This window comes from Maribacter arcticus (assembly GCF_900167935.1).
GTDB lineage: Bacteria > Bacteroidota > Bacteroidia > Flavobacteriales > Flavobacteriaceae > Maribacter > Maribacter arcticus.
Window position 1 is genome coordinate 165082 of record NZ_FUYL01000004.1, and the last position, 26958, is coordinate 192039.

The following is a 26958-nucleotide window of genomic DNA, read 5'->3' on the forward strand; positions in this document are numbered from 1 at the left end:
TAATATGAATGGATTAGAAAGTATGGAAAATAGAGTGATTTGGATTACGGGAGCATCATCAGGTATTGGTGAAGCATTAGCTTATCAGTTAAATGCACAAGGTGATAAAGTAATTCTATCAGCTCGGCGTGAAGATGCCTTAATTAAAGTTAAAAACAACTGCAAATTTTCAGAAAACGCACTGGTACTTCCTTTAGATTTAACTGATTTTGAATCATTACATAGTATTACAAAAAAAGCCATATCACTATACGGTAAAATCGATATTTTAATCAATAATGGAGGGTTAAGTCAACGTTCTTTAATAATCGACACTAAGTTTGAAGTTTATCAACAGATGATAGATGTTAATTACCTGGGTACTATAAAACTAACAAAACATCTACTACCTTTTTTTATAGCGCAAAAAAGCGGACATTTTGTCACTATCACTAGTTTAATGGGTAAATTTTCATCAGCATATCGCTCAGGGTACTGTGGAGCAAAACACGCACTTCATGGCTTCTTCGATGCCTTACGAATGGAGCATGAAAAAGATAATATTGATGTCTCATTAATATGCCCAGGATTTATTCAAACCAATGTGGCTAAAAATGCACTAACAGGAGACGGCAGTGCTTTAATGAAAGAAGATAATGCCACCAAAAATGGTATGCCAGTAAACCGATGTGCTAAGGAAATTATTTCGGCTATTAAAAAGAAAAAGTTCGAAACCTATATTGGCGGAAAAGAAAAATATGGAATTTACCTAAAAAGGTTCTTTCCTAAATTACTACACAAAATTGTATTGAAAAGTAACGTTAGGTAGGCTATTTAAAATTAAACCAAAAACGCACACCTTCAGTCGTTTTATCAGTTTTCAACGTAGTTTGCAATTGATTCGCTAATCTATTCATGAGGCGTATTCCCATCGAAGAATTTGCTCGTTCTTCTGAATCTTCAGGTAAACCAATACCATTGTCGGTATATTCAAAAAATCCTTCTTGGCCTGCTATTTTACGTAAGTGAATATAAATTTTACCATTACCATCATCTTGTGGAAATGCATATTTAAATGAATTAGAAACCAATTCGTTTAATATAAGTCCGAAAGGAATCGCTCTATCAATATCTAATTCAACACCTTCAGCATCAATTGTAATTGTTATATTATGCCCGCCTTTTTTATAAACAGATTGTATACTATTAATTAAGCTTTCTATATAACTTTGCATCTCAATAACCGATAAATCGTCGTTCTGATACAGTTTTTGATGAATTAAAGCCATCGCCTTCACCCTACTCTTGCCTTCTTCTAATGCCTCTATTGCAGCTTTGCTACGTGTGTTTTTTGTTTGCAGACTTAACAAGCTAGAAACCATTTGCAAATTATTCTTTACCCTATGATGAATTTCCTTTAATAAAGAATCTTTTTCAACTAATGCATTTTCGATAATAAATTTTTGTTCTGCAATAAGTCTCTGGTTTTTTATACTCTTTAAATAAGCATACACCAAGCCGGCGAAGCCCATTAATGTAAATATCAAGGATATAAAAACCAAACTAATTTTATCATCGCGAGCCTTGATATCTTTTCTAGATTCTTCCAATTGCGCTTTTTGACGCTCCATCATTTTTCTGGAATCCTCCAAATCTTGCGTAACAACAGAAGTCAATTGTTGATTTTTAATGTTCGATGCCTGAGCATCTATAGAATCTCTTATTTTAATGTTCTTCTTTAAATACGCAGTTGAGTTTTTGAAATCACCCGTTTTATAATAGTAATCTGCATAAATTCTATTACGTTTTAGAATGTTATCAGTCTTTATCGGGTTTAAATCATTACTCAAATAATCGGTAGCCTTTTCATAATTATCCAATTTTAAATAACACTCTGCTAGCGCTAAAGTGTTTTCAATCAAATCTGATGAAAACTTACTCTTATTATACTTTTTAATAATATCTCTACTTTCTTCTAGAAAAGGAATAGCCTTTTCATATTCATTTAACTGAACATGACATTTACCAATATTACCTATGATTATTCCATTTAAAACTCTACCATCTGCTATCTCCTTATCCGTTCTCTGATTAGTAACATCACTTAAAAACACCTTTATTAAACCTTCAGCCTTTTTAAAATAACTTAGTGCAGTTGGTGTCGATTTATCAAGTCTTAAATAATCACCAATAGTATTGTTATATATGGCGTGACCATAATAATCATCATCCTTTAATTCTTTTTTTTCTTCGGTCATATAGTCACGCATGGCCTTTCTATATTGACCTAGACTTGCATAAATATCATAGTAAGCTACATTTTCATTAAAACCTAATTCGCGTTTAACTCTTCTAATTTCTATTTGCTTATCATACAATTGAAGCATCGCGTAATTACCATCCATCAACTCTAAAATGGTCTGTTTTACATCTTTATCCAAGGCATCCATATCATCATAGACAGACCTTGAAATCGCCAAACTCTTTTCGTAGTTTCCTAAATCATAATAAATTTGAGCCTGAATAAGTTGATAATTTCTAATGGAGGTAGAATCTTTTGTCTTTTCAGAACTATTTAAATAAACCTTGACGGTATCTAACCAATCATAAGGAGAGTTTTGATTATAACGGTTAGGAGTATTGAAAAAGAAGAAAGAACGAAGTTCTCCGTTCTCTAAATCTTGAAACTGTTTATAATAATCTTCATCTTGAGACGACAAACTGTCTTGTGCAACAAGAACGCACGAAAATGTACATATTAAGAAAACACATATGAATCTCAAAACAACTATTTTTTTCATATCATATTTAAAAACAGAATCAAACTTAGAACTAATACCTGATTCTACTAAACTTTTGTTGTGAGTTAGATAAGTAAGATTATCAAATACCTTGAAACTCTAAAAGCGTGTTCTACGCACTTTTTTACAAACTATTAGAAAACACTCTGTATTTCGTATTCACAGCAAGCTTTATCAAGTGGAATAGTGCAATTCTCTAATAAAACAAATTTAAAAATTCGCCATACGGCTTCGCATTAATTGTTGTGTAAACCCCAATTGTTGTTGTGAAACCATTTCTAAAACCAAAACATTGTATTACAACGGAAATACCACTCACTTAATCGATGAATATTTACCTTTAATCTGGCCTTAAATCAAAAAAACACCTTAAAAAAAGGTGTTTTTTTGATTTTTGAAGCTTTGAATTATGAATTCATAGCCGAAATTATAAACTCTTTAAAATCCTTAGAAATCGGTATTAGTGTGTTATTGATCATTATATCTTTTGAATTTATAGCATCGATATGATCTACATTCACGATATATGATTTATGAGCTCTATAAAATTTGTTCTGTGGTAATTTTTCTAAGTAGTCTTTTAAAGGTGAACGAACCAAAAACTTCTTGTCTATGGTATTCACTTCTAAATAAACATTATCAGCTTTTATAAATTGAATATCTCCAAATTGTATTCTATAATATAAATGTTGTTTTTTGACAAATATCGAATCCTTTAAAATTGAATTTGACATTGGCACATCTTCATTTGTATCCTCGGTAGAAATACCTTTAGCAACATTTTGCTTACTGTAAATGAAATTTGAAAGTGCAATTTCAATAGATGTGTATAAATCTTGTTGTTCAAATGGCTTAACCAAATAACCGTTTGGCTTTACTGTTTTTGCATTCTCTACAGTTGCACGATCCGAGTTAGAAGTAACAAATATGAAAGGAATATCATAATTCTCTCTTATGTGCTTCCCTAAATCTATTCCTGTCTTATCTGACGCTAAAATAATATCTATAAGAACTAAGTCAACTTGTTGTGTTTTTAGTACTTCAACTGCTTGTTCATAGACAATAACATTATCAACAATTTCATATCCTATTTCCTCTAACATAGACTGCATGTCATCAGCGATAATCACGTTGTCCTCTACAATAAGAATTTTAATTGGTTGTTCCAAGATCTGAAATGGTTTAGAAGGTTACATTCAAAATTACAAAAAATAATAATAACTAATAAAAAACAAAAGCGCAGTAAAAAAGGTACTTAAGGCCAATTTTTTGAGCTCAGGATCAAGTTCTGCCTCATTGTTCGTCACTGCCACTTTACGCATATGGATAAAAACTGGCACAAACCCAATAAGACTTACATAACGAATTAGTGATCCATTTGTTGTAAACAAGTAACAAAACAAGCACAGAAATGAAATTGACAGCAAGGTGTAGTGATACATCCTAGCTTTTTGTAGGCCTAATTTAACGACCAAAGTATTTTTATATACCGATTTATCTGATTTAATATCTCGCATATTATTTAAATTAAGAACACCAACACTTAACAAACCAATTGCTATAGCTGGAAGAAAATCGATAATATATATTGCTTTGAGATATAAAAACATTGTTCCAAGAACACTAACTAATCCGAAAAAAACAAAGACAAAGATATCACCCAAACCATTATACCCATAAGCCGATTTACCTACGGTATATTTGATGGCCGCCCAAATAGCGAAGGCTCCTAAAATTAAAAATAATGTGGTATATATAATTTGTTTTAAGCCAAATGAGGTTACTATTAATAAAACTATTAGAACTATATTAATACCTATGCTAATATAGATTCCTCGCTTTAGTTCTGCTGCTGTTAGAATTCCGCTTTGCAGAGCTCTTTTTGGACCTACTCTTTCATCATTATCCGTTCCTTTTACACCATCACCATAATCATTGGCGAAATTAGAAGTGATTTGAAGCCCTATGGTAGTACATAGCGCCAATATAAAAACGAAAGGGTTTGTTACCCCGTGAAAGGCTGCTATTGCTGTGCCTACAAGTATACCTGAAATAGATAAGGGAAGAGTTCTAAGTCTTGCTGCATTTAACCATGCATTAACTTTCGTCACTAATAAGGATCTTCTATTTGAATTCTTTTACCATCTTGATAAGATGCTACGAAAGCATCACCAAAACCGATATCTACTAATTGTTTTCTAAAAGATTGAGCTTCTTGCAAGGTTTCAAAATTGCCTAGAGAATACGAGTAGAATGGATTTGTTTTTACAAAGAGTGTGTTCGTAAGAGCTTCAGAAGCCAAGGTTACATTATTGTCTACGAATGATTTTACCTGTACGGAATATATCTTCTCTTTCTGCAAGAACTCTTTAGCTAAGTAAAACTCTTTTACTAGACTAAGTTCTTCATTTTGTTCTTTTAAGCTTTCTAATCGCGTTCTTATAGCATCTACACTATCTATAGAAGTCAAGACTAAATCATTTGATGCCTTTCTATTGAATCCTCCTGAACTGGACAAACCTGCTGTAAAGGATGTAAAAGCTAAACCACCTATTAAAAAAAGAGTTGTTATCCCAGCAAATATGTTTCGCTGAATCTTACTTTTTTTTAATTCCTTGTTTTTATATTTTATCTGATCCAGAAGACGCTCATTAATAATCTGAGCTTTATCTACATCTTTATGTAATTCTAATAAATCACTCTCTTCTATAAAAGGCATACTTAAATGTAATTATGATGCTTAAAATCTAAATGTAAGTTAAAAAATGATAATAACTTTTCATTTGACACAAAAATAAAATTAATTGATTAGGGCACCAAAAATACACACCTTAATTTGACATATAATTCTGCAAATCAATATTTTAAGAATTTTCTGACATTACCACCTTATTCCTCTAGTATAGTAATTCCGTCTGGTTCAATTTTTATTTTTCTCTCCTTGTATAAAGTCCCTAATCCTTTCTTGAATGTTTTTTTACTCATTTGAAAAACATCTCTAATTTCTTCAGGTGCAGATTTATCATGTAACCCTAAAAATCCGCCATTTTCCTTTAGTACTTCATAAATCTTTTTGGCAGCTGGCTCCAATACTTTTGATCCTAATGGCTGAAGAGAAATATCAAGTTTATTATCTTTTCTTATTGTTTTAACACAACCAGGTATCACATCACCAATATTTATTGGCTTAAAAACCTCATTAAAATATACAAGGCCTTTATGTCTTTCATTCACAATAACTTCCCAACCCAAATCGGTTTGTCGAGTGACAACTAAATCGACTTGTTCCCATTCTTTAAGATCAACACTATCGTTACTTAAAAATCTATCTAACTTGTTTGAACCAACCAATCTACCAGAACGCTCGTCTAAATAACAATGTATTACATACCATTGGCCTTCTTTCATTTTATCCCGTTGTTCTCTGAAAGGAACCAACAGGTGTTTTTCAAGGCCCCATTGCATAAAGGCACCAAATTCATTTACTTCGGCTACCTGTAATAATCTAAACTCCCCTAACATGATGTCTGGCTCTAAAGTAGTTGCTACAGGTCGCTCATCATAATCCAAATAACAAAACACCTTTATACTTTCTCCTATTTCATAATTGGCTGGCACATATTTATTAGGTAACAACACGTCATTGCCTTCGTCGTCTCCCAAAAATAGCCCAACACTGGTATCTCTTAAAATTTCTAGATTGTTTATACGTCCTAATTCTATCATGCTACAAAATTACATTTAATATTTAGAAAATGAGGGTAAAAAAAAGACCGTTACCAAATTGGCAACGGTCTTCTATATTAGTTCGAAAATGTTTATTTATTATAAACAGATGCTTTCTTGAAATGTTGACAAAGCTTATAATAGATAACAGCTCTATGCTTATTTCTATTAGATGAACCATACTTGTCCATTACAGTTTTTATTGCTTCATCTAATTTAGAATCATCTTTAAGACCTAATTTCTTAATTAGGTAGTTATTCTTAACAGTATCTAATTCTTTCTGATCACTACCAGAAACTTTAGATGCATCTATATTGTAAATTGATGGCCCTAAACCAACAGTTACTTTTTTAAGCAAATCCATATCTGCACTTTCACCAAATTTATCTTTGATGTCTGCAGCATACTTTTCAATTAAATCGTCTCTTTTACTCATCTTAAATGTGTTATAATTAATGGTTAATACTCCTCTAAGATATGAAACGAAAATAATCAATCAAAATTTTATCGTTTATTAATGCAGGCGTAGTAATTTCCAGTAATCTGGGACGACTCGATATTCTGTAAAAGTCACTCAATGCTTCCTCAAGAACCTCAGTTGAATCTGCCTTTCTATATTCAAAACCAAACATTTTGCAAAGGTGTTCGGCGTTTAAATTATGACGTGTCTCAAAATAGGTTTCAAAAACATCGGTATTTTCTTTGCCAGGTAGAATTCTAAATATGCCACCCCCTTTATTATTTATTACAATAATTCTAAAATTATTCTTTATCGAATTGTTCCACAAGGCATTACTATCATAGAAAAAACTAAGATCCCCTGTAATGAACAAAGTAGGAGTTTCACTAACGACTGAAGCGCCTATAGCAGTTGAAGTACTACCGTCTATTCCACTAGTTCCTCTATTGCAATACACTCTCAACGTTGGGTTCATGTCGAACAATTGAGTATATCTTATCGTAGAACTATTAGCAAGTTGCAAAAGATAATTATTAGGTATCGATTGCATTAGTTGACTAAATACTGAGAAATCTGAAAAGGGTATTTTATTAAGGTAAGATGACCTTTTAAACACATATTCTTTTTTTACTTGACCCCAATAATTGAAATAGTCGCTTTTTACAATTTTAGCATCTGAGTACATTTCTTGAAAAAATCTATTTACTGGCACCTTTATATGTTTATCTAAACAAAAAAAAGTGTCATTTGCTTTCACTCCACCAATATGCCAATGATGTTCAGGAGAAAAAGTTCTTAGAAAAGCTTTTATCTTTTTAGAGACAATAAGCCCTCCGAAGGTCACGAGTACCTCTGGTCTTAAATTTTCAAAAAAGGCATCCTTATCACTGTTCATTTCAATAGGTGCTATAATTGAATCTATGCTATTGAAGAAACTAGGTTGATTTAGGTTCGAAGTAGTTTCGGTTAAAACCAATACACTGGGGTCATTGGCTAAACTTAGCAGTACTTTTTCATCAACACTGTTTGGTTTGTTCACCCCAACTAAAACTATTTTACGTTTTGATGTATTCCAAATATCCTTCTCACTTTGTAATGAGGTTTGATTCGTTTCTTTATTAAAAATTAACCCTATTTTGGCTTTTACCTTAGTCTCGGTTGTTGTATTATATAGTGGTTCTTCAAAAGGTGCATTTATATGAACCGGACTCTGCGAAGTAAAGGCTATAGTAAAAGCTGTATTTAATTCAGCATCGTTTAATGCTTGAACTTCATTTTGAATTTTATCTATATTTTCATCCTTAATCCATTCTGGCTTGTAATGACGAATCGTATCAGTAGCATGGCTCACATCTTGTCTAAGGTTTGCCGAATACCCTATTTGATTTTCAAATACGTTTTTCTGATTGATTGTTTGCCCATCCCCTATTCCAACCTTATAAATTGGTCTATCTGCAGAAATAACAACCAATGGAATATTACTATAATAAGCCTCTGCAACTGCAGGATAATAATTTAGAAGGGCACTACCTGATGTGCAGATAACTGCTACTGGTTTCTGTAATTGCTGCGCCATACCTAATGCAAAAAAAGCTGCACAACGCTCATCCACAATACTAAAACAAGTAAAAAAAGGATTCTCTGTAAAGCCAATAGTTAACGGTGCATTTCTAGAACCTGGTGAAATAACAATATTAGAAATATCATTGGCCTGGCAATGCTGAACGATAGTTTGTGCAGTAGGTATGAGAGAGTAATTCATGTACTTCAAAAATACGACCTAAGCAGCTTACTACCCAAATGTCTTAACGCTATTTATGATTCAAAACACGAAACATAGTATTACTTTTCAAAACAGTTTCATTCCATTCGCTTTCAGGTCTTGAATCACTAGTAATACCTCCACCAACATAAATACTAATGGTGTCTTTTCTTATTTGCATACACCTTAAATTCACGAAAAGTTCAGAATTTTTAACTACACTCCTATAAGCACTATTTTCTTGATTACGCCTATTCTTATTTCTAGCCAGCTCAGTACTAAAGTTCAACTCCCCTAAGAAACCAGTATAAAAAGATCGTTCATAATTTTCATTTTCGTCAATGAATTTTTTAGCATTAATAATGGGAGTTCCACATACTGCCGGTGTTGGGTGCAATGCTCTTAATACATCACCAAATTTATTAGGCGCAAATACACCATTAATTTCTGTCCGTAAATGCCAAAGTTGACCAGCTTCAATAGATGTCACTTCAGAAACTTTTAGTGAAACCACCTCGTTTTTTAAGGCATCAAGAATGTAATCGGTAACTACCTGTTGTTCATTCAATTCTTTCTCAGACCATTTTGGTTTTGAAAATTCATTCGAACTTTGCGTACCCGCTAAGGACATTGTAGTAAACTGTGTTCCTCTACTTTTTAACAATATTTCAGGTGTTGCCCCTATCCAAGTACCCACTTTTGGGTGGTGCCAAATATAACAAAATGCCTGTGGGTAAATATCTAAAACGTTTTGAAACAGGTTTATTGGTGAAACCTCATCATTAATTACAATTTCCCTAGATAAAACAACCTTATCCAACTCACCTTCATTAATGACTTTTAAGGCTTTAGTTATTAATATAAGATAATCTGCCTTCTCTGATTCATTCAATAAAGAAATTTCATCGACAATCGCTAACGAGATACCCATATGCTCTATAGGGGCTTTAATAATCTCATCAGTTTTCAATAATATAGGTTGAGAACCTAAATCGAATGGAGCAAAAACAAATCCGGTTTCTGAGAAATCAACCACCGAATATATTTGATTATCCTTTTGAAAAACTCCATTTAATACCGCCTCATTTGGTTTTCTATATAGAACAAAAGGCAATTCATTATTTAAATTAGCAGAAGCTCTATCAAAAAGTTCTTGAACCATACTAGCTTCTAGGTAAAGCGATTGTAGTTAATTTACAAAGCGAAATCAGCTGATCAGCTTCGTTAGTAATCTTAATTTCCCATAACTGAGTTGTTCTTCCCTTATGCAAAATTATTGCCCTTGCATAAACAAAGCCTTCCTTTACACTTTTTACATGGTTTGCTGAAATTTCTATGCCTCTAACAAAGTATTTGTTACCATCTAAAAATATATATGAAGCAGCACTACCTACACTTTCAGCCAATGCTACTGTTGCGCCGCCATGAAGAATACCATCTGGTTGGTGCACTTTTGGTGTAACGGGCATTCTAGCCAACAAAAAATCTTCACCTACATCTATGTATTCAATTTCTAAGGTTTCCATTAAGGTATTCTTAGATGTATCATTACAAATTTTCAGAATTTTTTCTTTGTGGTCGTTCATTCCTTTTTTTTGTAAAATTAAGCATTACATTACCAACTGAAAAGCTCAAAAGAATTGCATCTTATTATGAATAATCAGATAAAAAATATTACCTATAAATCGTCTAACACTTATGAAACATTAAATAGTTTAACTAAAGACACTAAAAGAATTTGGATTGTTTTTCACGGAATTGGTTTTTTAAGCCGGTTTTTTCTGAAATATTTTAACGAACTACCTGAAAATGAGAATTACATCATAGCCCCACAAGCCCCCTCAAAATATTATTTAAATGGAGAATATAAACATGTAGGTGCCAGTTGGTTGACAAAGGAAAATACCGAGCAAGAAAAAACTAATCTATTCAATTATTTGGATGCTGTTTTGGCCAATGAAGATATTCCAAAGAGTTGCGAATTTATTATGTTCGGATTTTCTCAAGGAGTTTCAATTGCTATGCGGTACTTGACACACTCAAAATTACAGTGCAACAAATTAGTGCTGTATGCTGGTGGAATACCTACTGAACTTACAAAGAACGATTTCGAATATTTAAATAACACCGAAATCATATCAATATTAGGCAACAGTGATGAATATTTAACTCCAGAAAGACTTACTGAAGAAAAGAATAAATTAGTAAAATTATTTGGTGAAAATGTTCGCTACATAAATTTTAATGGCGGCCATGAAGTCAAAAAAGAAATCATTAATAACTTAGTAAAATGAATGAGTCATTTATTTTAGAAAATGATAGAGTGCTATTACAGCCCCTAACACTTGATAATTTTGAAGAACTAATTTCAATTGCTTCACAAAATAACTTAGTTCAATATTCACCTTCAAATATTTCTACTCGTGTTTCATTAAAAGATTACGTAGAAACAGCCATAAAACAATTACATAATGGAACCAGTATTCCATTTATAATCTATGATAAACAAAAAAAAGCATATGCCGGTAGTACCAGGTATATGAACATAAATTTCAAAAACAAAGTTCTACATATAGGTTCTACGTGGCTTGGTAGAGAATTTCATGGTAGTGGGTTAAATGACCAAATGAAGTCTTTAATGATAGACCATGCCTTTATAAAAATGGATTTTGAAAAAGTGGAGTTTCGTATAGACGAACGAAACATTAAATCAAGAAAAGCTGTCGAAAAATTAGGATGCACCTTAGAAGGCATTTTAAGAAAAGATGTATACCTACTCGATGGGTTTAAGAGAAATACCTGTTGTTATGGACTACTTCGCGAAGAATGGATTGAGCGTAAATCGTAAAACAACTATTTATTCTTCTACCTTAAGCTCAGGAGCGTAATACGTAATTTTTCTTGTAGTGTACGTATTATCAGGAGTTACGATTTGCTTTATCCAATTACCTTTATCGGCTTTATCGTATTGGTAGATATACTCCTTTTTAACAGTTTCTACTCCAGATTTCGCAATTTCCGTAATCAACATACCATTTTCATCATAAGTGTATGTTGTTCTAACTGTTGGTTCAAACTTTTTGGCAGTTATATTATACTCAAATTCTTGCTGCGCCATTAAATGACCATCAACACTAAAAACTTCCTCAAATGCATAATCAGCCTCTCCCTTTATAAACTCTTTAGTTAAGACAATTTTTTGTTCAGGTCTATTTTTAGGTTTCTGGGTTGAAGTACGTACAGTTTTTAATGGAACATCATTTAGTAAATACGTTACCGTATATTCTCCTTTAAACTTTTTATGTTCTACTTGGGTTACGTCTGTACCGTCATTGTTCGTTCTTCTAATACTAGATAAATCTCCAGATTCATCATATTCATAAACATATTCGTCTAAAAATTCTTTGTCGTACGAAAAAATACGTTCTTGTATTTTAATGTTATCGGTAGAATCTATTTGATAGAAATGAGCAATTGACGTACTAGGGTCAAACTCATTATTGCGGTAAGACTCTGAACGCTTTTCAGCTAATTCACCAGCTTTATATTTGTAATAAACAACATCGTAATCGGTGTCATTATATCTAGTAACAGCTTTAGTTAAAAACCCTTTTTTATTGAAATCGTATTCTTCTTTACCATAATCGGTACTTACCAAACAAAATTTCACATTCTCTTTTAAATCAAAATCTGCAAGTGTGAAAATTTGAATCTCTTGCCCTTGTGCATTAGATCCAGAAGCAATTAAAACAAGAAAAAGTGTTTGGAGGTATTTTTTAATCATACTACAAAATTACTTTATTAATAATAGGCACAAAAAAATATAGTATAAAAGTAAAAAGGGACGGCTAATACCGTCCCTTTTCTATAATAACTTAACGTTATATTACTTCACTTCTTCGAAATCTACGTCTTCAACGTTATCACCTTCTGAACCAGCATCGCTAGTTGGCTCTCCTTGAGGAGCACCACCACCTTGTGCATCAGCCTGTGCTTTGTACATTTCTTCAGATGCTACTTTCCAAGCTTCGTTGATTTTATCTAAAGCTGGTGTAATTACTCCTAAATCTTTAGTTTCATAAGCAGCTTTCAACTCTGTCAAAGCATCTTCAATTGGTTTTTTCTTATCATCAGATAATTTATCTCCAAATTCAGATAATTGAGATTCAGTTTGGAAAATCATTCCATCTGCTTCATTCAACTTGTCTGCAGTTTCTTTGGCCTTTTTATCAGACTCTGCATTAGCTTCTGCTTCTGCCTTCATCTTCTTGATTTCTTCTTCTGTTAAACCTGAAGAAGCTTCAATACGAATATCCTGAGTTTTATTTGTAGCCTTATCTGTTGCAGATACTTTAATTATACCATTTGCATCGATATCAAAAGTAACTTCGATTTGAGGTGTTCCTCTTTTCGATGGTGGAATACCATCTAAATGGAATCTACCGATAGTCTTGTTATCATTTGCCATTGGTCTCTCTCCTTGCAATACATGAATCTCAACAGAAGGTTGATTATCAGCTGCAGTCGAGAATACCTGAGACTTTTTAGTTGGTATTGTTGTGTTAGACTCAATCAATTTAGTCATTACACTACCCATAGTTTCTATACCTAAAGAAAGTGGAGTAACATCTAACAACAATACATCTTTTACATCACCTGTTAAAACACCTCCTTGAATAGCTGCACCGATTGCAACAACCTCATCTGGGTTTACACCTTTAGAAGGCTTTTTACCGAAGAATTTTTCAACAGCTTCTTGTACAGCTGGTATTCTAGTAGAACCACCAACTAAGATAATCTCATCGATATCGCTCTTAGAAAGTCCTGCTGCTTTCATAGCAGTCTCACAAGGCTCAATTGTTCTTTTTACCAAGTCAGCAATCAACTGCTCGAATTTTGATCTTGTCAAAGTTCTAACTAAGTGCTTTGGTCCTGAAGCAGTAGCTGTAACATAAGGTAAATTAATCTCTGTCTGTGCAGAAGAAGACAACTCTATCTTAGCTTTTTCAGCTGCTTCACGTAAACGTTGCAAAGCCATAGAGTCTTTTCTAAGGTCCATATCTTCTTCAGACTTGAACTCCTCAGCTAACCAATCAATAATTTTTTGATCTACATCATCACCACCTAAGTGAGTATCACCATCTGTAGCTAATACTTCAAAAACTCCATCACCCAATTCTAATATAGAAACATCATGTGTACCACCACCAAAGTCAAAAACGACTATTTTCTGGTCGATATCTTTTTTATCCATACCGTAAGCCAAAGATGCAGCTGTTGGTTCGTTGATAATACGCTCTACAGTTAAACCTGCAATTTCACCAGCTTCTTTCGTAGCTTGTCTTTGCGCATCATTAAAGTAAGCAGGTACAGTAATTACTGCACGAGTAACTTCTTGACCTAAATAGTCTTCTGCTGTTTTCTTCATTTTTTGAAGAATCATAGCAGATAATTCTTGCGGTGAATATAAACGTCCGTCTATATCAACTCTTGGTGTGTCATTATCACCTTTTACTACTTTGTAAGGTACTCTTCCAGCTTCTTTACTAGACTCTGAAAATTTGTTACCCATAAACCTTTTAATAGAATAAATGGTCTTGTTAGGGTTGGTTACTGCCTGTCTTTTAGCTGGATCACCAACCTTAATTTCACCACCTTCAACAAAAGCGATAACAGACGGTGTTGTTCTTTTTCCTTCTGCATTCGGTATTACTACTGCTTCATTTCCTTCCATTACGGAAACACAGGAGTTGGTAGTACCCAAATCTATTCCTATAATCTTACTCATTATTATATTTTTTAAATTAAGTGCTTTATTTTACAATTGTTTACTAAAGGTCAAACAATATGCCAAGCAAGAAAAACTGACATGATGTCATTATTCCGATTTTTTTTTATAATAATTATGCCATTTTAGTATGCCCAAAAGGTTTATGAAACATTGTACCTTAGCTAATAAAATAATCACGGTTTGGAAATAGAAAGTATAAGTGTTTTTGACATGCTAAAAATTGGTGTAGGCCCTTCTAGCTCCCATACCCTTGGGCCTTGGCGTGCAGCCGAACGATGGTTGGCCCGTCTTGATTCAAGAGGTAATATTGAAAAAGTTATAGAAGTCGAAGTTCACCTATACGGCTCGCTGTCACTAACAGGAAAGGGCCATGCCACTGACTATGCTGTAATGCTAGGTTTACTTGGCAAAGATCCCGAGACAATACCTATTGAAGACATTCACCTTTTAATAGAAGGTATTAAAAAGGAAAATATATTACTACTTAACGGCATTCAAAAAATTCCATTCGACCCAAAACAACATATAATATTCAACAAAAAGTTTCTACCCCTTCATGCTAATGGATTAAAATTTATGGCAACACTAACCTCGGGAAAGATAATATCTAAAACATATTATTCAATTGGCGGTGGCTTTGTTATTAGTGAAGAAAGAAAAAATGCCAAACTGAAGGTTGACATGTTCAACAAATTCCCATTTCCGGTTCAAAAAGGTACAGAACTACTTAAATTTTGCAAAAATGAAGGTTTAAAAATTTCAGAAATTGTTCTAGAAAACGAGCGTTCGTTGCGCAACGATGAAGAAATTGACCACCAATTGCATCGAATTTGGGATACCATGTTAGAGTGTATGTATATTGGTTGTCATACAGAAGGAATTTTACCCGGCGGATTACATGTTAAACGAAGAGCCTTTGAGATGCATAAAAATCTTAAAAGTGACTTACCATACGCTAACCCAGAAGAATGGTTACAAACGCTACGCCAAACTGAAGTGAAATTTAGACAGATATTACAATGGGTTAGTTGCTTCGCACTTAGCGTAAATGAGGTCAATGCTTCTCTTGGTCGTGTAGTTACGGCACCTACAAATGGTAGTGCTGGCGTAATACCTTCCGTATTAATGTATTATATGATTATTGAAAACCACGCAGGTAATTATGAACATGTTAAACAGTTTCTTTTAGTTGCAGGAGAAATAGGGAGCATTTTTAAAAAAGGAGCAACTATATCTGCCGCAATGGGTGGTTGCCAAGCAGAAATCGGAGTTTCTTCGGCAATGGCCGCAGGTGCTCTTACTGAGTTATTAGGAGGCAGCCCTGAACAAGTGTTAATGGCGGCAGAAATAGCTATGGAACATCATTTAGGTCTTACTTGTGATCCAATAGGTGGTCTGGTTCAAATACCTTGTATTGAACGAAACTCAATGGGTGCGATAAAAGCGATTAACGCAGCTGAACTTGCCTTAGGGTCAGACCCTTCTGCTGCAAAAGTCCCATTAGATAAGGTTGTACAGACCATGTGGGAAACTGCAAAAGATATGAGCTCGAAATATAAAGAAACATCAGAAGGTGGTTTAGCAGTAGGGGTATTCCTTAGTGATTGCTAAAAATAATTTCGTACTTAAACCAAACCTTTATTTAAATGGTTAGATTTTTTTTCGCTGTTTTAGAAAAATAATTCTGCTAACTTTAATTTATGAAAAATCTTATTTCAGAAAGAGTTGCTGATTTTATAAAAAATTTTCCCCCATTTAATGTTCTTGATACCAAGTCTCTATATCTATTAGCAGAACAGGTTGTCATTGTTTATAAAGAAAAGAATAGTATCATTTTCGCGGTTGATGAAAATCAGCATTCACATTTTTACTTAGTTCATAAAGGCGCTGTTACACTGAACAATCCTACCACCAATACTATTATAGACTACTGCGACGAAGGTGATGTATTCGGACTTAGACCCCTTATTGCAAACGAGAACTACAAGTTAGAAGCTAGAGCTCACGAAGAAAGTATTCTTTACGGAATACCTATTGATGTTTTTAGGCCTATGGCTAAGCAAAACGAAGAAGTTTCTGTTTTTCTAATGGAAAGTTTTGCTTCGAATACAAGAAACCCGTATTCAAAAAATCAAAAAGGCCAGCTATATGGCATTGAAGATAAAAAAGAAACCAAAAAAGAAATAAAAATTCCAGATTTACAATTGGCAAGTTATTCCAAAAAGCTAATTTCCTGTTCCCCAAGAACAACAATACAGAAGGCAGCCGAATTAATGACCCAAAAGCATATTGGTTCTGTATTGGTTGTCAGCAAAGGACTGGCAATTGGTATAATAACCGATAAAGATTTACGCAACAAAGTTATATCTGGCAAACAGCCTATAACCGCTACCGTAAAATCAATTATGTCTTCACCAGTAATTACTTACCCTAGAAAACTAACAATAACACAGGCACAGATGGCAATGATGAAAAGTAGCATTAGCCACTTGGTCATCACAGAAGACGGTACCACCAATACAAAACCAATAGGAATTTTATCAAAGCATGATGTAATGGTCTCCTTAGGTGACAACCCTGCTGTATTGGTCAAAGCGATAAAGCGAACTCAAAAAATAAAACAAATAAAGCAGCTGAGAAAAAGTGTTATAGTACTTTTAAATGGCTATTTAGAACAAAATATTCCCTTAGGTTTAATTGCTAAAATAATCTCTGAACTTAATGACACATGTAATAAACAAGTTGTTGAAATTTCATTAGCAAAAATGAAGAGTCCGCCGCCAGTTAAATTTGCCTGGCTTGCGTTAGGTAGCCAAGGCAGAAGTGAACAATTATTGCATACCGATCAAGATAATGCATTAGTTTTTGAAGATGTACCTGATGAAGATTTACCGAAAACGACCACGTACTTTCTAAATCTATCTAAAAAAATCACCAAGGGTTTAAATACGATAGGCTATGAATACTGCCCTGCAGATATGATGGCCTCTAACCCTAAGTGGTGTTTAAGTATACAGGAGTGGAAAAATAAATTATCGTATTGGATTGGTAATCCTGGTCCGAATGAAGTACTGATGTCATCTATTTTTTTTGACTATAGTTTAGCATTTGGCGAACGTAGCTTGTTAGATAATATGTCGGAGCATATATTTAGAACCGTCGAAAAATACCCTATATTTTTAGTCCATTTAGCCAATGGAGCATTACAAAGTCCTTCACCAACAGGTTTTTTTAGACAATTTGTAGTGGAACAAGACGGTCAACATAAAGACTTTTTCGACCTTAAGAGCAGGGCGCTGAGACCCTTAATTGATGCTGCAAGAGTTCTAATTTTATCACATTCAGTAAAAGGCATTAGTAATACTTGGGAGCGCTATGAAAAATTGGCTGAATTAGAACCCAATAACAACGAGCTTTATTTAGCTTGCTCCTACGCGACAAAAGCCCTTTTAAAATTTAGAACACGACAAGGCTTGTTACACCACGATTCTGGTAGGTTTATTGAATTAGAGCAATTGACCAAGCAAGAAAAAATGAAATTAAAACGCACATTCAAGGTAATTAAAGAAATTCAAGAATTGATTACGTTACGGTTTAAGGTTACTAATATTTTGGGATAATGGGACTATTCAAAAAATCAAATACCAATTTACCAGAATTTTGGAAGATTTACGAAAGTCAATTTAAGAAACCGGCTTCAAAAAATTTTGATGAATTAACCTTCGTTGTTTTAGACACAGAAACAACCGGTTTCAGTTTTGATGAAGATCGCATATTATCAATTGGAGCTTTAAAAATAAAAAAAGAAACAGTTTCTGTACAAGAGGTTTTTGAAATCTATTTAGAACAAGAAAAGTTTAATAAAGACAGTGTTCATGTACACGGACTTTTAAAGCATGGCCAACGGGTTTGTATAAGTGAAATTTCAGCATTAGAAAAGTTCTTAGATTATGTTGAAAATTCAATAATAGTAGCACATCATGCAGGGTTTGATTTAGGTATGTTAAATAGTGCCTTACTACGTAATGGATTACCTAAACTAAAAAATACAGTTATAGACACAGGTGTCATTTATAGAAAAACCTTAATAAAATCGTATTTAGTTCAGCCAAAAACGAACTATACCCTTGACGAGCTAGCTGAAAAATTTGCAATCTCGAAAAAGGATAGACATACCGCTCTAGGCGATGCGTACATTACTGCAGTCGCCTTTTTAAAAATAGTTTCTCGCTTAAGGGAAAAGAAAAATTTCTCGCTTAAAATGTTAATGAGTTAGACCTAAAGTTTTTCTAGATAATTAAGAACATTTCTATTAATACGGTCGTGAATATGAGTTGTATCAGCCTTCACAAATGGTTCTCCGGTTATATGCTCATATAGTTCAATATAACGTTCAGATACTGTCTCAATATATTCATCGGTCATTTCAGGAACAGTTTGGCCTTCTAAACCTTGAAAATTATTGGCAATCAACCATTGCCGTACAAATTCTTTAGAAAGTTGTTTCTGAGGCTCATCATTATCTTGCCTGCTTTGATATCCTTCTGAATAAAAATATCTTGAAGAATCTGGCGTATGAATTTCATCTATTAAAACTATTTCACCCTCTTTGGTTTTTCCAAATTCATATTTAGTATCCACCAGTATCAATCCTCTTTCTGCAGCTATTTCAGTACCTCTTTGAAAAAGAGCATAAGTATACTTTTCAAGTAATGCATAATCAGCTGATGAGACTATACCTTTACTTAGAATATCCTCTTTTGAAATATCCTCATCATGATCACCCATTTCAGCTTTTGTAGCCGGGGTAATAATTGGTGTTGGAAATTTATCATTCTCCTTCATCCCTTCAGGCATATCAACCCCACAAAGTTTTCTTTTACCAGCTTTGTATTCTCTAGCAGCATGACCAGATAAATAACCACGTATTACCATTTCAATTTTAAACGGTTCACATGCAATACCTATGGCAACATTTGGATCAGGTGTAGCAGTTAACCAATTAGGAACAATATCTGCCGTAGAAGCCATCATTTGAGTCGCTATTTGATTCAAAATCTGACCTTTGTATGGAATACCTTTCGGCATTACCACATCAAATGCAGACAACCTATCAGTTGCGACCATCACTAACATGTCGTTCTTGAGAGTGTAAACGGCTCTTACCTTACCTAGGTAAACATTCTTTTGACCTGGAAAATGGAAATTGGTTTCGTAAATAGTATTATTTGACATGTATTATTTTAATTGTGGTGTTCAATAGTTTTATAGGCTTCAATAACTTCTTTAACTAGCTTATGACGAATTACATCTTTATCATCTAAATAAATTACCTCGATTCCCTCTACATTCTGTAAAATCAAAAGCGCCTCTTTAAGTCCAGAAATTGTTCTTCTTGGCAAATCTATTTGGCCTGGATCGCCTGTAATTAAGAATTTGGCATTTCTACCCATACGGGTAAGAAACATTTTCATTTGTGCATGGGTGGTATTCTGTGCTTCATCTAAAATAACAAACGCATTATCTAATGTTCTACCGCGCATAAAAGCCATTGGGGCAATCTGTATGGTTCCGTTTTCAATATAATGCACCAATTTCTCTGCGGGTATCATATCTCTAAGTGCATCATACAATGGTTGCATATATGGATCTAGCTTTTCTTTTAAATCTCCAGGCAAAAACCCTAAATTCTCACCAGCTTCAACAGCAGGTCTAGTTAAAATTATTTTTTTTACCTGTTTTTCTTTTAAAGCTTTTACAGCAATGGCAACGCCAGTATATGTTTTACCTGTTCCTGCTGGTCCAATTGCAAAAACCATATCATTCTTTTTTGAGGCGTCGACCAATCTTCTTTGATTGGCAGTTTGCGCTTTAATTAAACGCCCACTTACACCATGAACCAAAGTTTCACCACTATTCTTAGAAGATTTGATTTCAGTATCCTCAGAACTAGTTAAAATTCTTTCAATACTATTTTCATCCAACTTATTGTATTTAACAAAATGCAGGGTGAGCATATCAAAACGTTTTTCAAATTCTTCTAAAAGCTCTTCATCACCGAAAGCTTTAATTTTATTGCCACGAGCAACAATCTTAAGTTTCGGAAAATACTTTTTCAATAAATCTATGTGCTCATTTTGCTGCCCAAAAAACTCTCTTGGGCTTATTTCGGTAAGTTCTAGAATAATTTCGCTCAAACAGTCAGTTTTAATAAGATTTATAGATAGCGAAGATTAGTTTCTAGTCGCTGATTTTTTGTTTAATTTTGTATATCAAATTTAAGCAAATTTTAAGTTTGACTAACCAAAAACATATCAACATTGCTGTATGGCAATTATCACCCTAACCACAGATTTTGGACTTAAAGATCACTTCGTAGCTGTATTGAAAGGCTCAATTTATAGTGAACTACCCGATGCTAAAATTGTTGATATTTCACATGACATTATGCCATTTAACATTCAAGAATGTGCATATATCCTTTCAAATTCTTATAATAGCTTTCCAAAAGGCACAATACATATTGTTGGTGTCGACTCTGAAGAAACTCCAGACAACAAACATGTTGTAGCCTTAGTTAATGGTCATTATTTCATTAGTGCTAATACAGGTGTCATTGGGCTTATCACATCTGAAATGACTCCAGAAAAAGTCGTAGAAATTAATTTACCAGATTCAATTGCGAATTCTTTCCCTGTTTTAAACGTTTTCATTCAAGTAGCTTGCCATATTGCCCGTGGCGGTACTCTCGAAATTGTAGGTAAACCTTTTACAGAATTAAACGACCTTAGGGAATTCTCTCCAAGAATTGTGGAGGATGGAAAGAAAATTATTGGAAGTGTTATTTACATTGACAACTATGGTAACGTAATTACCAATATTCGCAAAAATCTTTTCGATGCTTACCGTAATGGTAGGAATTATAAGCTTTTGGTAAGAAATCATAAAATCAATCAGATACACAAAGCTTACAATGATTTCATTGATTATAGTATTGATAAAAACCAAAGAAAGAGTGCCGGTGATTTACTAGCAATTTTTAATTCTTCTGAATATATTGAATTAGCCATTTACAAAAGCAATCTTACAACCGTTGGTGGCGCTTCTACCCTCTTAGGCCTTGATTATAGAGACACTATAATGGTAGATTTTGAATAAAATTAAAGGTAGAGTTAAAATGTATTTGAGTCTATTTAATCTGATGTTCCACTAGCTTAATAGTTAATAACTATTTTACAAATCTTGTATTAACAAGCTTTATCTAGCAATATCAAGTGATGCAGTTCAACCTAATGCCACATAAAGTGTTAATAAGTTTGTTTCCTTAAAAAGACCAATTAAAATATCTTTGTTGGTATCTAAAACTGCCATCAGTAAGGAGTTTAAACCTATTGTTCTAAATTAATTTAGGAATAATATCAATAAAAACTAAAGAATGAAATTTATAGTTTCAAGTACCTATTTACTAAAACAACTTCAAATTTTAGGAGGCGTAATTAACAACAGTAATACGTTACCCATCTTAGATAATTTTTTGTTTGATTTAAAAAAGGACAAACTAACTGTTTCTGCTTCTGACCTAGAAACAACCATGAGTTCAATAATTAAAGTTGACTCAGATAATGAAGGCACTATTGCTGTACCAGCAAGACTCCTTCTAGAAATGTTGAAAACTTTCCCTGAGCAACCGCTTACCTTTGTGGTTGAGGATAATAATACGGTAGAAATTAGTTCCAATCACGGTAAATATGCTTTAGCATATGCTGATGGAGCTGAATTTCCTAAGGCTGTAGAATTATCAAGTCCGAGTTCAACAACTTTACTTGGTGATATTTTAGCTACAGCAATTAACAAAACAATTTTCGCAGCAGGTAATGATGATTTAAGACCAGTAATGAGCGGAGTATTTTTTCAATTTTCTACTGAAAATCTAACCTTCGTTGCTACTGACGCACATAAATTGGTGAAATATCAACGTACTGACGTAACTGCAACCCAAGTGGCTGAATTTATTATGCCTAAAAAACCGTTAACCTTATTAAAAGGAATATTAGCGGGCAGTGAATCTGATGTATTGATTGAATACAATGATAGCAATGCTAAATTCAGTTTCGAAGAAACAGAATTGATTTGTCGATTAATTGACGGTAAATATCCTAATTACGAAGCTGTTATACCCAAAGAGAACCCGAATAAACTTACGATTGCTAGAAATCAATTTTTAAGTTCTGTGAAAAGGGTCTCTATATTTTCTAACAAGACAACACATCAAATTCGTTTAAAAATTGCTGGTGCAGAATTAAATATATCTGCAGAAGACATTGATTATTCTAATAAGGCTGAAGAAAGATTAACGTGTTCATACCAAGGCGATGATATGCAAATTGGCTTTAACTCAAGGTTCTTAACCGAGATGTTAAATAATTTGAATTCAGATGAGGTTTCTTTAGAAATGAGCTTACCAAATCGCGCTGGTATTCTTACCCCATCTGATGGTTTAGATGAAGGTGAATATGTTACCATGCTGGTAATGCCGGTTATGCTAAACAATTAATTATAAAATTACATTGTATAAAAAAAAGGTGCAGTTGATTATCAACTGCACCTTTTTTTATAGCATTACTTTTTTGTTCTATTATGAGATAAATCTAATGGTGCCAAAATAACTTGGTGATTCACCATTACTTGCTTTTACTGCATTTACAACTGGCATCACTATCGATAAGACTCCTGCGAAAATTAATAATAAGATTCCAAGTCCGAAAAACAGTATCCCAGGAATACCTATTATTAAATATAGCATTAAGGATAGTTGAAAGTTAATGACAGATTTACCGTGTTCTTCCATGCCAACAACAGAATCTTTAGTTGTTAACCATATAACTAACGGCACTAACAAACCGCCAAATCCTGTAATAAAATCTAAATATTGTGAAAGATGTGTAATGACTAAAAGATTACGATCCTCACGTAACACTACACTATTATTTACTAGTTCCATTTTTGATTGATTTTAGATGAATACTAAAAATAAGACGCGTAAAAGTGAAATTTGTTACAGATTTTATAGTACTACATTTTTCGTTTAAGCTTTTTCAGCTTCTCTTGTTCCTTCATGACCTTCATTTGAATCTTAACGATTTTATCATCCATTTTCTGAATGTCTACAGGTGATAAAGTACCTTTTAATTTTCCTTTTTCAAGTTGGCTTTGCAATTTTTCGATTTGCTTTTCTTGTTTTGAAATAGCTTTAGATTTCGAATTAACCTGCTTTTCTAATTTCTCTTGCTTTTTTAAATCCTTCGCTTGTTTTTTTTCCTTCTTAGCTTTAGCCTCAGATTTTTCTACCTTCCTTTTAACCTGTTCCATTTCCGTTTGTTCTACTGTATTTTCCATAGTTGATTCATTAGAATCATCTTGAGCATACCCAATAGAATACGTAAATACAAACACTAGCAATACAAATAATTTCTTCATCAAATTTTATAATTTTAAAACACACAAAATTACTATTTAATTGAATACTGCAAGTAATTTGAATTCAAAATAAGGAAGGAACACCAGTTAATAAATGATTATTTTTGCGACATGATTCAAACAGATACTATAATAGCATTAGCAACCCCTTCAGGTTCTGGAGCTATTGCAATAATTAGACTTTCTGGACCAAATGCGATTTCTATTGCATCTAATCATTTTGAATCTATATCAGGAAAAGTACTAGGGAAACAAAAAAGCCATACCATACATTTAGGTTATATAAAAGATGGTGAAAACGTATTGGATCAAGTTCTCGTTTCGATATTTAAAAATCCTAATTCATATACCGGTGAAAATATAATTGAAATTTCGTGTCACGGATCGCCTTATATTCAACAACAGATTATTCAGTTATTTCTTAGAAATGGCTGTAGAACTGCAGATGCGGGTGAGTTTACTTTAAGAGCATTTTTGAATGGTAAAATGGATTTAAGTCAGGCCGAAGCAGTTGCCGACCTTATTTCTAGTGATAATGCCGCTAGCCATCAGATTGCCGTGCAACAAATGCGCGGTGGATTCAGTAATGAGATTAAAAATTTAAGAGCAGAGCTACTCAACTTTGCTTCTCTTATTGAACTAGAGCTAGATTTTTCTGAAGAAGATGTAGAATTTGCAGATCGTACTCAGTTCAAAGAGCTTTTAACACGTATTCAAAAAGTATTAAAAAGTTTAATTGATTCGTTTGCTGTAGGAAATGTGATTAAAAATGGAATTCCGGTTGCCATTGTGGGTGAACCTAATGTAGGTAAGTCAACGCTACTAAATGCATTCCTAAATGAAGAACGAGCCTTGGTCTCAGACATTGCCGGGACCACTCGTGATACTATTGAAGATGAAATAGCTATTGGAGGAATTGGATTTCGATTTATAGATACCGCAGGAATACGTGAAACGGAAGATGTTATTGAAGGAATGGGTATTAAACGGACATTTGAAAAAATAGAACAAGCTCAAGTGATTTTATTATTGGTAGATGGTTCAAAACTTCTAGCAGACGACCAAAAATTAAAAAACATTGTATTAGAGTACGAAAAAATTAAAAATCAAAATCCTCAAAAACCTTTAGTTCTTCTAATAAACAAAGCCGACACCCTTTCAGAATCGGATAAAGAAATTATAGGTAAATATTTGAACAACATTAATTACCTCTCTGCCAAAACTGGAGAAGGAGTAGAAGAATTGAAAAATAGTCTTTTGCAGTTTGTAAACACAGGTGCCCTTCGCAACAATGAAACTATAGTTACTAATACGCGTCACTACAATTCTTTGCTTAAAGCTTTAGAAGAAATTGAAAAAGTACAAATAGGCATGAAGGAAGATCTTTCAAGTGACCTTATGGCTATTGATGTACGTGAAGCTTTATATCACTTAGGTGAAATTACAGGTCAAGTGACTAACGATGAGTTGCTAGGTAATATCTTTGCTAATTTTTGTATCGGCAAATAACACTCACCAAATACCAGTAAACCTCAATAATATATGAGTTCTCATAAATTACGCTTTGCAGCACTGTGCACTATTTAGTGTTTTTTACACATTTTTGCACCTATTTTACACCTCGCTATCGTTTTTAAATCATATTTGAGACATAAGGGGAAATGATGTAGCAAATTACCTACTACCCTGCTGAGTTTTTAACATTTCTTCAGAAATCAACAGGCCCTATGTTACTCCACAGAGCTTGTTGGGGATGTATTGAACAGCGTTTATATTTTTTCTACTCTTTATATATCCTAGCAAAGAAGAACACAAAGCTACACTTACCAAACACCACTTAAACCCCGTAAAATATAAATTTTATCTAGAATTAAAGAACAACTTCAAAAATATTTCACAGAACTACGGAACCCAAGAATCAATCAAATTCGCATATAGTTTTCTTTTAGCCCAAGTAAAATAATTCAGCATTTTACTTACAAGTGAAGTTCAGAAATCATTATAATAACGAGGCGGAACTGAAAAGTTTAAAGGGGCCTTAAATCTTCTTTCATTTGCTCCAAACCACCAGCTGTCGGATGGAAATAAGGTTTCTACCATAAACTTCCTAATTCTGAGGCGACATATCGTTTGGATATGTAATCAAATTCCATATAGATTGTTGGTTTTAGCCTATTATGCCCCACTCCTAAATATTTTTTATACTTTGTATGCTAAATGTCTAAATCAACTGTAATGATGAACTATAAAATTGGAACCCTAATAATGTTGTTTACCATGCTCGGATCTTTCGACAATATAAAGGGTCAGGAAGTGGACAGTGGAAACGATGACGGTTGGATTCCCCTTTTCAATGGAAAGAATCTCGATAACTGGAAGGTCGGTGAAAACGCCGCAACCTTTTCGGTGGAGAATGGTACCATAAAGGTATCGGGGCCCAAGGCCCATTTATTTTATGCAGGCGAGGTGAAAAACCACAACTTTCAAAATTTTGAGTTCAAGGCCACCGTCATGACCAAGCCCGGGGCAAATTCCGGCATCTTCATCCACACGAAATACCAAGAGAAAGATTGGCCGATTCATGGCTATGAGGTGCAGGTAAACAATTCTCAGGAAGATTGGAGACGCACCGGTAGTTTATACGCCATACAGGATGTTATTGAAAATTACGTCGCCGATGATGAGTGGTATATAGAATATGTGAAGGTCGAGGGTAAACAAATAATTATCAAGATCAACGATATCGTTACGGTGAACTATACTGAACCCGAGCATCCTAAAAGGGAGGGAAATGGTGTCCATAGGATTCTTAAAAGCGGAACTTTTGCCTTACAGGGGCATGACCCAGGCAGTACTGTTTACTATAAGGATATTATGGTCAGGCCTTTGGAGTAAAATGCAACTTTGTTTGAAAGAAGACTATCTAGTATCGTTTATTTGAAATTTGGTTAAGCTAAGTTC

Annotated in this window: 25 protein-coding genes; 10 read left to right on the forward strand and 15 right to left on the reverse strand. The window is 33.6% G+C overall.

What is annotated here, in order from left to right; all coding sequences use genetic code 11:
• The first annotated feature begins 4 nt into the window (after nucleotides 1–4).
• Nucleotides 5–808 carry an SDR family oxidoreductase gene (locus B5X55_RS07845; RefSeq protein WP_200811600.1) on the forward strand — a complete coding sequence of 268 codons (804 nt, stop codon included), beginning with the start codon at nucleotides 5–7 and terminating at the stop codon, nucleotides 806–808.
• Between the two features lies 1 nt (nucleotide 809).
• Here B5X55_RS07845 and B5X55_RS07850 read toward each other — a convergent pair whose 3' ends face one another.
• The 9 genes from B5X55_RS07850 to B5X55_RS07890 form a co-directional block, all read right to left on the reverse strand.
• On the reverse strand, nucleotides 810–2780 hold the full coding sequence (locus B5X55_RS07850; protein WP_079512068.1) for a tetratricopeptide repeat-containing sensor histidine kinase: 1971 nt from the start codon (nucleotides 2778–2780) through the stop codon (nucleotides 810–812).
• Between the two features lie 407 nt (nucleotides 2781–3187).
• Nucleotides 3188–3949 carry a LytR/AlgR family response regulator transcription factor gene (locus B5X55_RS07855; RefSeq protein ID WP_079512069.1) on the reverse strand — a complete coding sequence of 254 codons (762 nt, stop codon included), beginning with the start codon at nucleotides 3947–3949 and terminating at the stop codon, nucleotides 3188–3190.
• A 33-nt stretch (nucleotides 3950–3982) separates the two neighbouring features.
• Nucleotides 3983–4891 (reverse strand): 1,4-dihydroxy-2-naphthoate octaprenyltransferase, encoded by a 909-nt coding sequence (gene menA, locus B5X55_RS07860; RefSeq protein WP_079512070.1) that lies wholly within the window; start codon nucleotides 4889–4891, stop codon nucleotides 3983–3985.
• Nucleotides 4891–5499 carry an SPOR domain-containing protein gene (locus tag B5X55_RS07865; protein WP_079512071.1) on the reverse strand — a complete coding sequence of 203 codons (609 nt, stop codon included), beginning with the start codon at nucleotides 5497–5499 and terminating at the stop codon, nucleotides 4891–4893. Before B5X55_RS07865 ends, menA begins: the two co-directional genes overlap by 1 nt.
• Before the next feature lie 170 nt (nucleotides 5500–5669).
• On the reverse strand, nucleotides 5670–6506 hold the full coding sequence (locus B5X55_RS07870; protein WP_079512072.1) for a CvfB family protein: 837 nt from the start codon (nucleotides 6504–6506) through the stop codon (nucleotides 5670–5672).
• Nucleotides 6507–6598: 92 nt separating this feature from the next.
• Nucleotides 6599–6943 (reverse strand): DUF2853 family protein, encoded by a 345-nt coding sequence (locus tag B5X55_RS07875; protein WP_079512256.1) that lies wholly within the window; start codon nucleotides 6941–6943, stop codon nucleotides 6599–6601.
• 34 nt (nucleotides 6944–6977) lie between these two features.
• Nucleotides 6978–8729: a 2-succinyl-5-enolpyruvyl-6-hydroxy-3-cyclohexene-1-carboxylic-acid synthase gene (menD, locus tag B5X55_RS07880; protein ID WP_079512073.1), complete on the reverse strand. Its 1752-nt coding sequence runs from the start codon at nucleotides 8727–8729 to the stop codon at nucleotides 6978–6980.
• A 49-nt stretch (nucleotides 8730–8778) separates the two neighbouring features.
• Nucleotides 8779–9891 (reverse strand): chorismate-binding protein, encoded by a 1113-nt coding sequence (locus B5X55_RS07885; protein ID WP_079512074.1) that lies wholly within the window; start codon nucleotides 9889–9891, stop codon nucleotides 8779–8781.
• A 1-nt stretch (nucleotide 9892) separates the two neighbouring features.
• Complete coding sequence (locus tag B5X55_RS07890; protein WP_079512075.1) at nucleotides 9893–10315, reverse strand: PaaI family thioesterase; 423 nt, start codon at nucleotides 10313–10315, stop codon at nucleotides 9893–9895.
• Nucleotides 10316–10381: 66 nt separating this feature from the next.
• Here B5X55_RS07890 and B5X55_RS07895 point away from each other — a divergent pair, with 66 nt between their 5' ends.
• Together B5X55_RS07895 and B5X55_RS07900 are read left to right on the forward strand one after the other, a co-directional pair.
• Nucleotides 10382–11023, forward strand: coding sequence for an alpha/beta hydrolase (locus B5X55_RS07895; RefSeq protein ID WP_079512076.1), 642 nt, complete (start codon nucleotides 10382–10384; stop codon nucleotides 11021–11023).
• Nucleotides 11020–11577 (forward strand): GNAT family N-acetyltransferase, encoded by a 558-nt coding sequence (locus tag B5X55_RS07900; protein ID WP_079512077.1) that lies wholly within the window; start codon nucleotides 11020–11022, stop codon nucleotides 11575–11577. The genes B5X55_RS07895 and B5X55_RS07900 overlap by 4 nt, the downstream gene beginning before the upstream one ends.
• 9 nt (nucleotides 11578–11586) lie before the next feature.
• On the opposite strand, the gene B5X55_RS07905 is transcribed toward B5X55_RS07900, so the two are convergent.
• Together B5X55_RS07905 and dnaK are read right to left on the reverse strand one after the other, a co-directional pair.
• Nucleotides 11587–12513 (reverse strand): hypothetical protein, encoded by a 927-nt coding sequence (locus B5X55_RS07905; protein ID WP_079512078.1) that lies wholly within the window; start codon nucleotides 12511–12513, stop codon nucleotides 11587–11589.
• Nucleotides 12514–12615: 102 nt separating this feature from the next.
• Complete coding sequence (dnaK, locus tag B5X55_RS07910; RefSeq protein ID WP_079512079.1) at nucleotides 12616–14517, reverse strand: molecular chaperone DnaK; 1902 nt, start codon at nucleotides 14515–14517, stop codon at nucleotides 12616–12618.
• Between the two features lie 189 nt (nucleotides 14518–14706).
• Here dnaK and B5X55_RS07915 point away from each other — a divergent pair, with 189 nt between their 5' ends.
• The 3 genes from B5X55_RS07915 to B5X55_RS07925 all read left to right on the forward strand — a co-directional run bounded on the left by B5X55_RS07915 (nucleotide 14707) and on the right by B5X55_RS07925 (nucleotide 18796).
• Nucleotides 14707–16131 carry an L-serine ammonia-lyase gene (locus B5X55_RS07915; RefSeq protein WP_079512257.1) on the forward strand — a complete coding sequence of 475 codons (1425 nt, stop codon included), beginning with the start codon at nucleotides 14707–14709 and terminating at the stop codon, nucleotides 16129–16131.
• An 89-nt stretch (nucleotides 16132–16220) separates the two neighbouring features.
• On the forward strand, nucleotides 16221–18140 hold the full coding sequence (locus B5X55_RS07920; protein ID WP_079512080.1) for a DUF294 nucleotidyltransferase-like domain-containing protein: 1920 nt from the start codon (nucleotides 16221–16223) through the stop codon (nucleotides 18138–18140).
• Nucleotides 18140–18796, forward strand: a complete 657-nt coding sequence (locus tag B5X55_RS07925) for a 3'-5' exonuclease (protein ID WP_079512081.1) — start codon at nucleotides 18140–18142, stop codon at nucleotides 18794–18796. The genes B5X55_RS07920 and B5X55_RS07925 overlap by 1 nt, the downstream gene beginning before the upstream one ends.
• A gap of 2 nt (nucleotides 18797–18798) precedes the next feature.
• On the opposite strand, the gene B5X55_RS07930 is transcribed toward B5X55_RS07925, so the two are convergent.
• Nucleotides 18799–19755: a phosphoribosylaminoimidazolesuccinocarboxamide synthase gene (locus B5X55_RS07930; protein WP_079512082.1), complete on the reverse strand. Its 957-nt coding sequence runs from the start codon at nucleotides 19753–19755 to the stop codon at nucleotides 18799–18801.
• 8 nt (nucleotides 19756–19763) lie between these two features.
• A complete protein-coding gene (locus tag B5X55_RS07935) occupies nucleotides 19764–20717 on the reverse strand; it encodes a PhoH family protein (RefSeq protein ID WP_079512083.1) in 954 nt (317 codons plus the stop codon).
• A gap of 130 nt (nucleotides 20718–20847) precedes the next feature.
• Here B5X55_RS07935 and B5X55_RS07940 point away from each other — a divergent pair, with 130 nt between their 5' ends.
• Nucleotides 20848–21678, forward strand: coding sequence for an SAM hydrolase/SAM-dependent halogenase family protein (locus B5X55_RS07940; protein WP_079512084.1), 831 nt, complete (start codon nucleotides 20848–20850; stop codon nucleotides 21676–21678).
• Between the two features lie 277 nt (nucleotides 21679–21955).
• Nucleotides 21956–23074, forward strand: coding sequence for a DNA polymerase III subunit beta (gene dnaN, locus B5X55_RS07945; protein WP_079512085.1), 1119 nt, complete (start codon nucleotides 21956–21958; stop codon nucleotides 23072–23074).
• Between the two features lie 81 nt (nucleotides 23075–23155).
• Here the strand turns inward: dnaN and B5X55_RS07950 are convergent, their stop codons facing one another.
• Both B5X55_RS07950 and B5X55_RS07955 read right to left on the reverse strand, forming a co-directional pair.
• Nucleotides 23156–23521 carry a DUF4870 domain-containing protein gene (locus tag B5X55_RS07950; protein WP_079512086.1) on the reverse strand — a complete coding sequence of 122 codons (366 nt, stop codon included), beginning with the start codon at nucleotides 23519–23521 and terminating at the stop codon, nucleotides 23156–23158.
• 71 nt (nucleotides 23522–23592) lie between these two features.
• A complete protein-coding gene (locus B5X55_RS07955) occupies nucleotides 23593–23997 on the reverse strand; it encodes a hypothetical protein (RefSeq protein ID WP_079512087.1) in 405 nt (134 codons plus the stop codon).
• Between the two features lie 111 nt (nucleotides 23998–24108).
• On the opposite strand from B5X55_RS07955, the gene mnmE reads away from it, so the two are divergent.
• Together mnmE and B5X55_RS07965 are read left to right on the forward strand one after the other, a co-directional pair.
• Nucleotides 24109–25506: a tRNA uridine-5-carboxymethylaminomethyl(34) synthesis GTPase MnmE gene (mnmE, locus tag B5X55_RS07960; RefSeq protein WP_079512088.1), complete on the forward strand. Its 1398-nt coding sequence runs from the start codon at nucleotides 24109–24111 to the stop codon at nucleotides 25504–25506.
• A gap of 726 nt (nucleotides 25507–26232) precedes the next feature.
• Nucleotides 26233–26892, forward strand: a complete 660-nt coding sequence (locus tag B5X55_RS07965) for a 3-keto-disaccharide hydrolase (RefSeq protein WP_079512258.1) — start codon at nucleotides 26233–26235, stop codon at nucleotides 26890–26892.
• Nucleotides 26893–26958 lie beyond the last annotated feature (66 nt).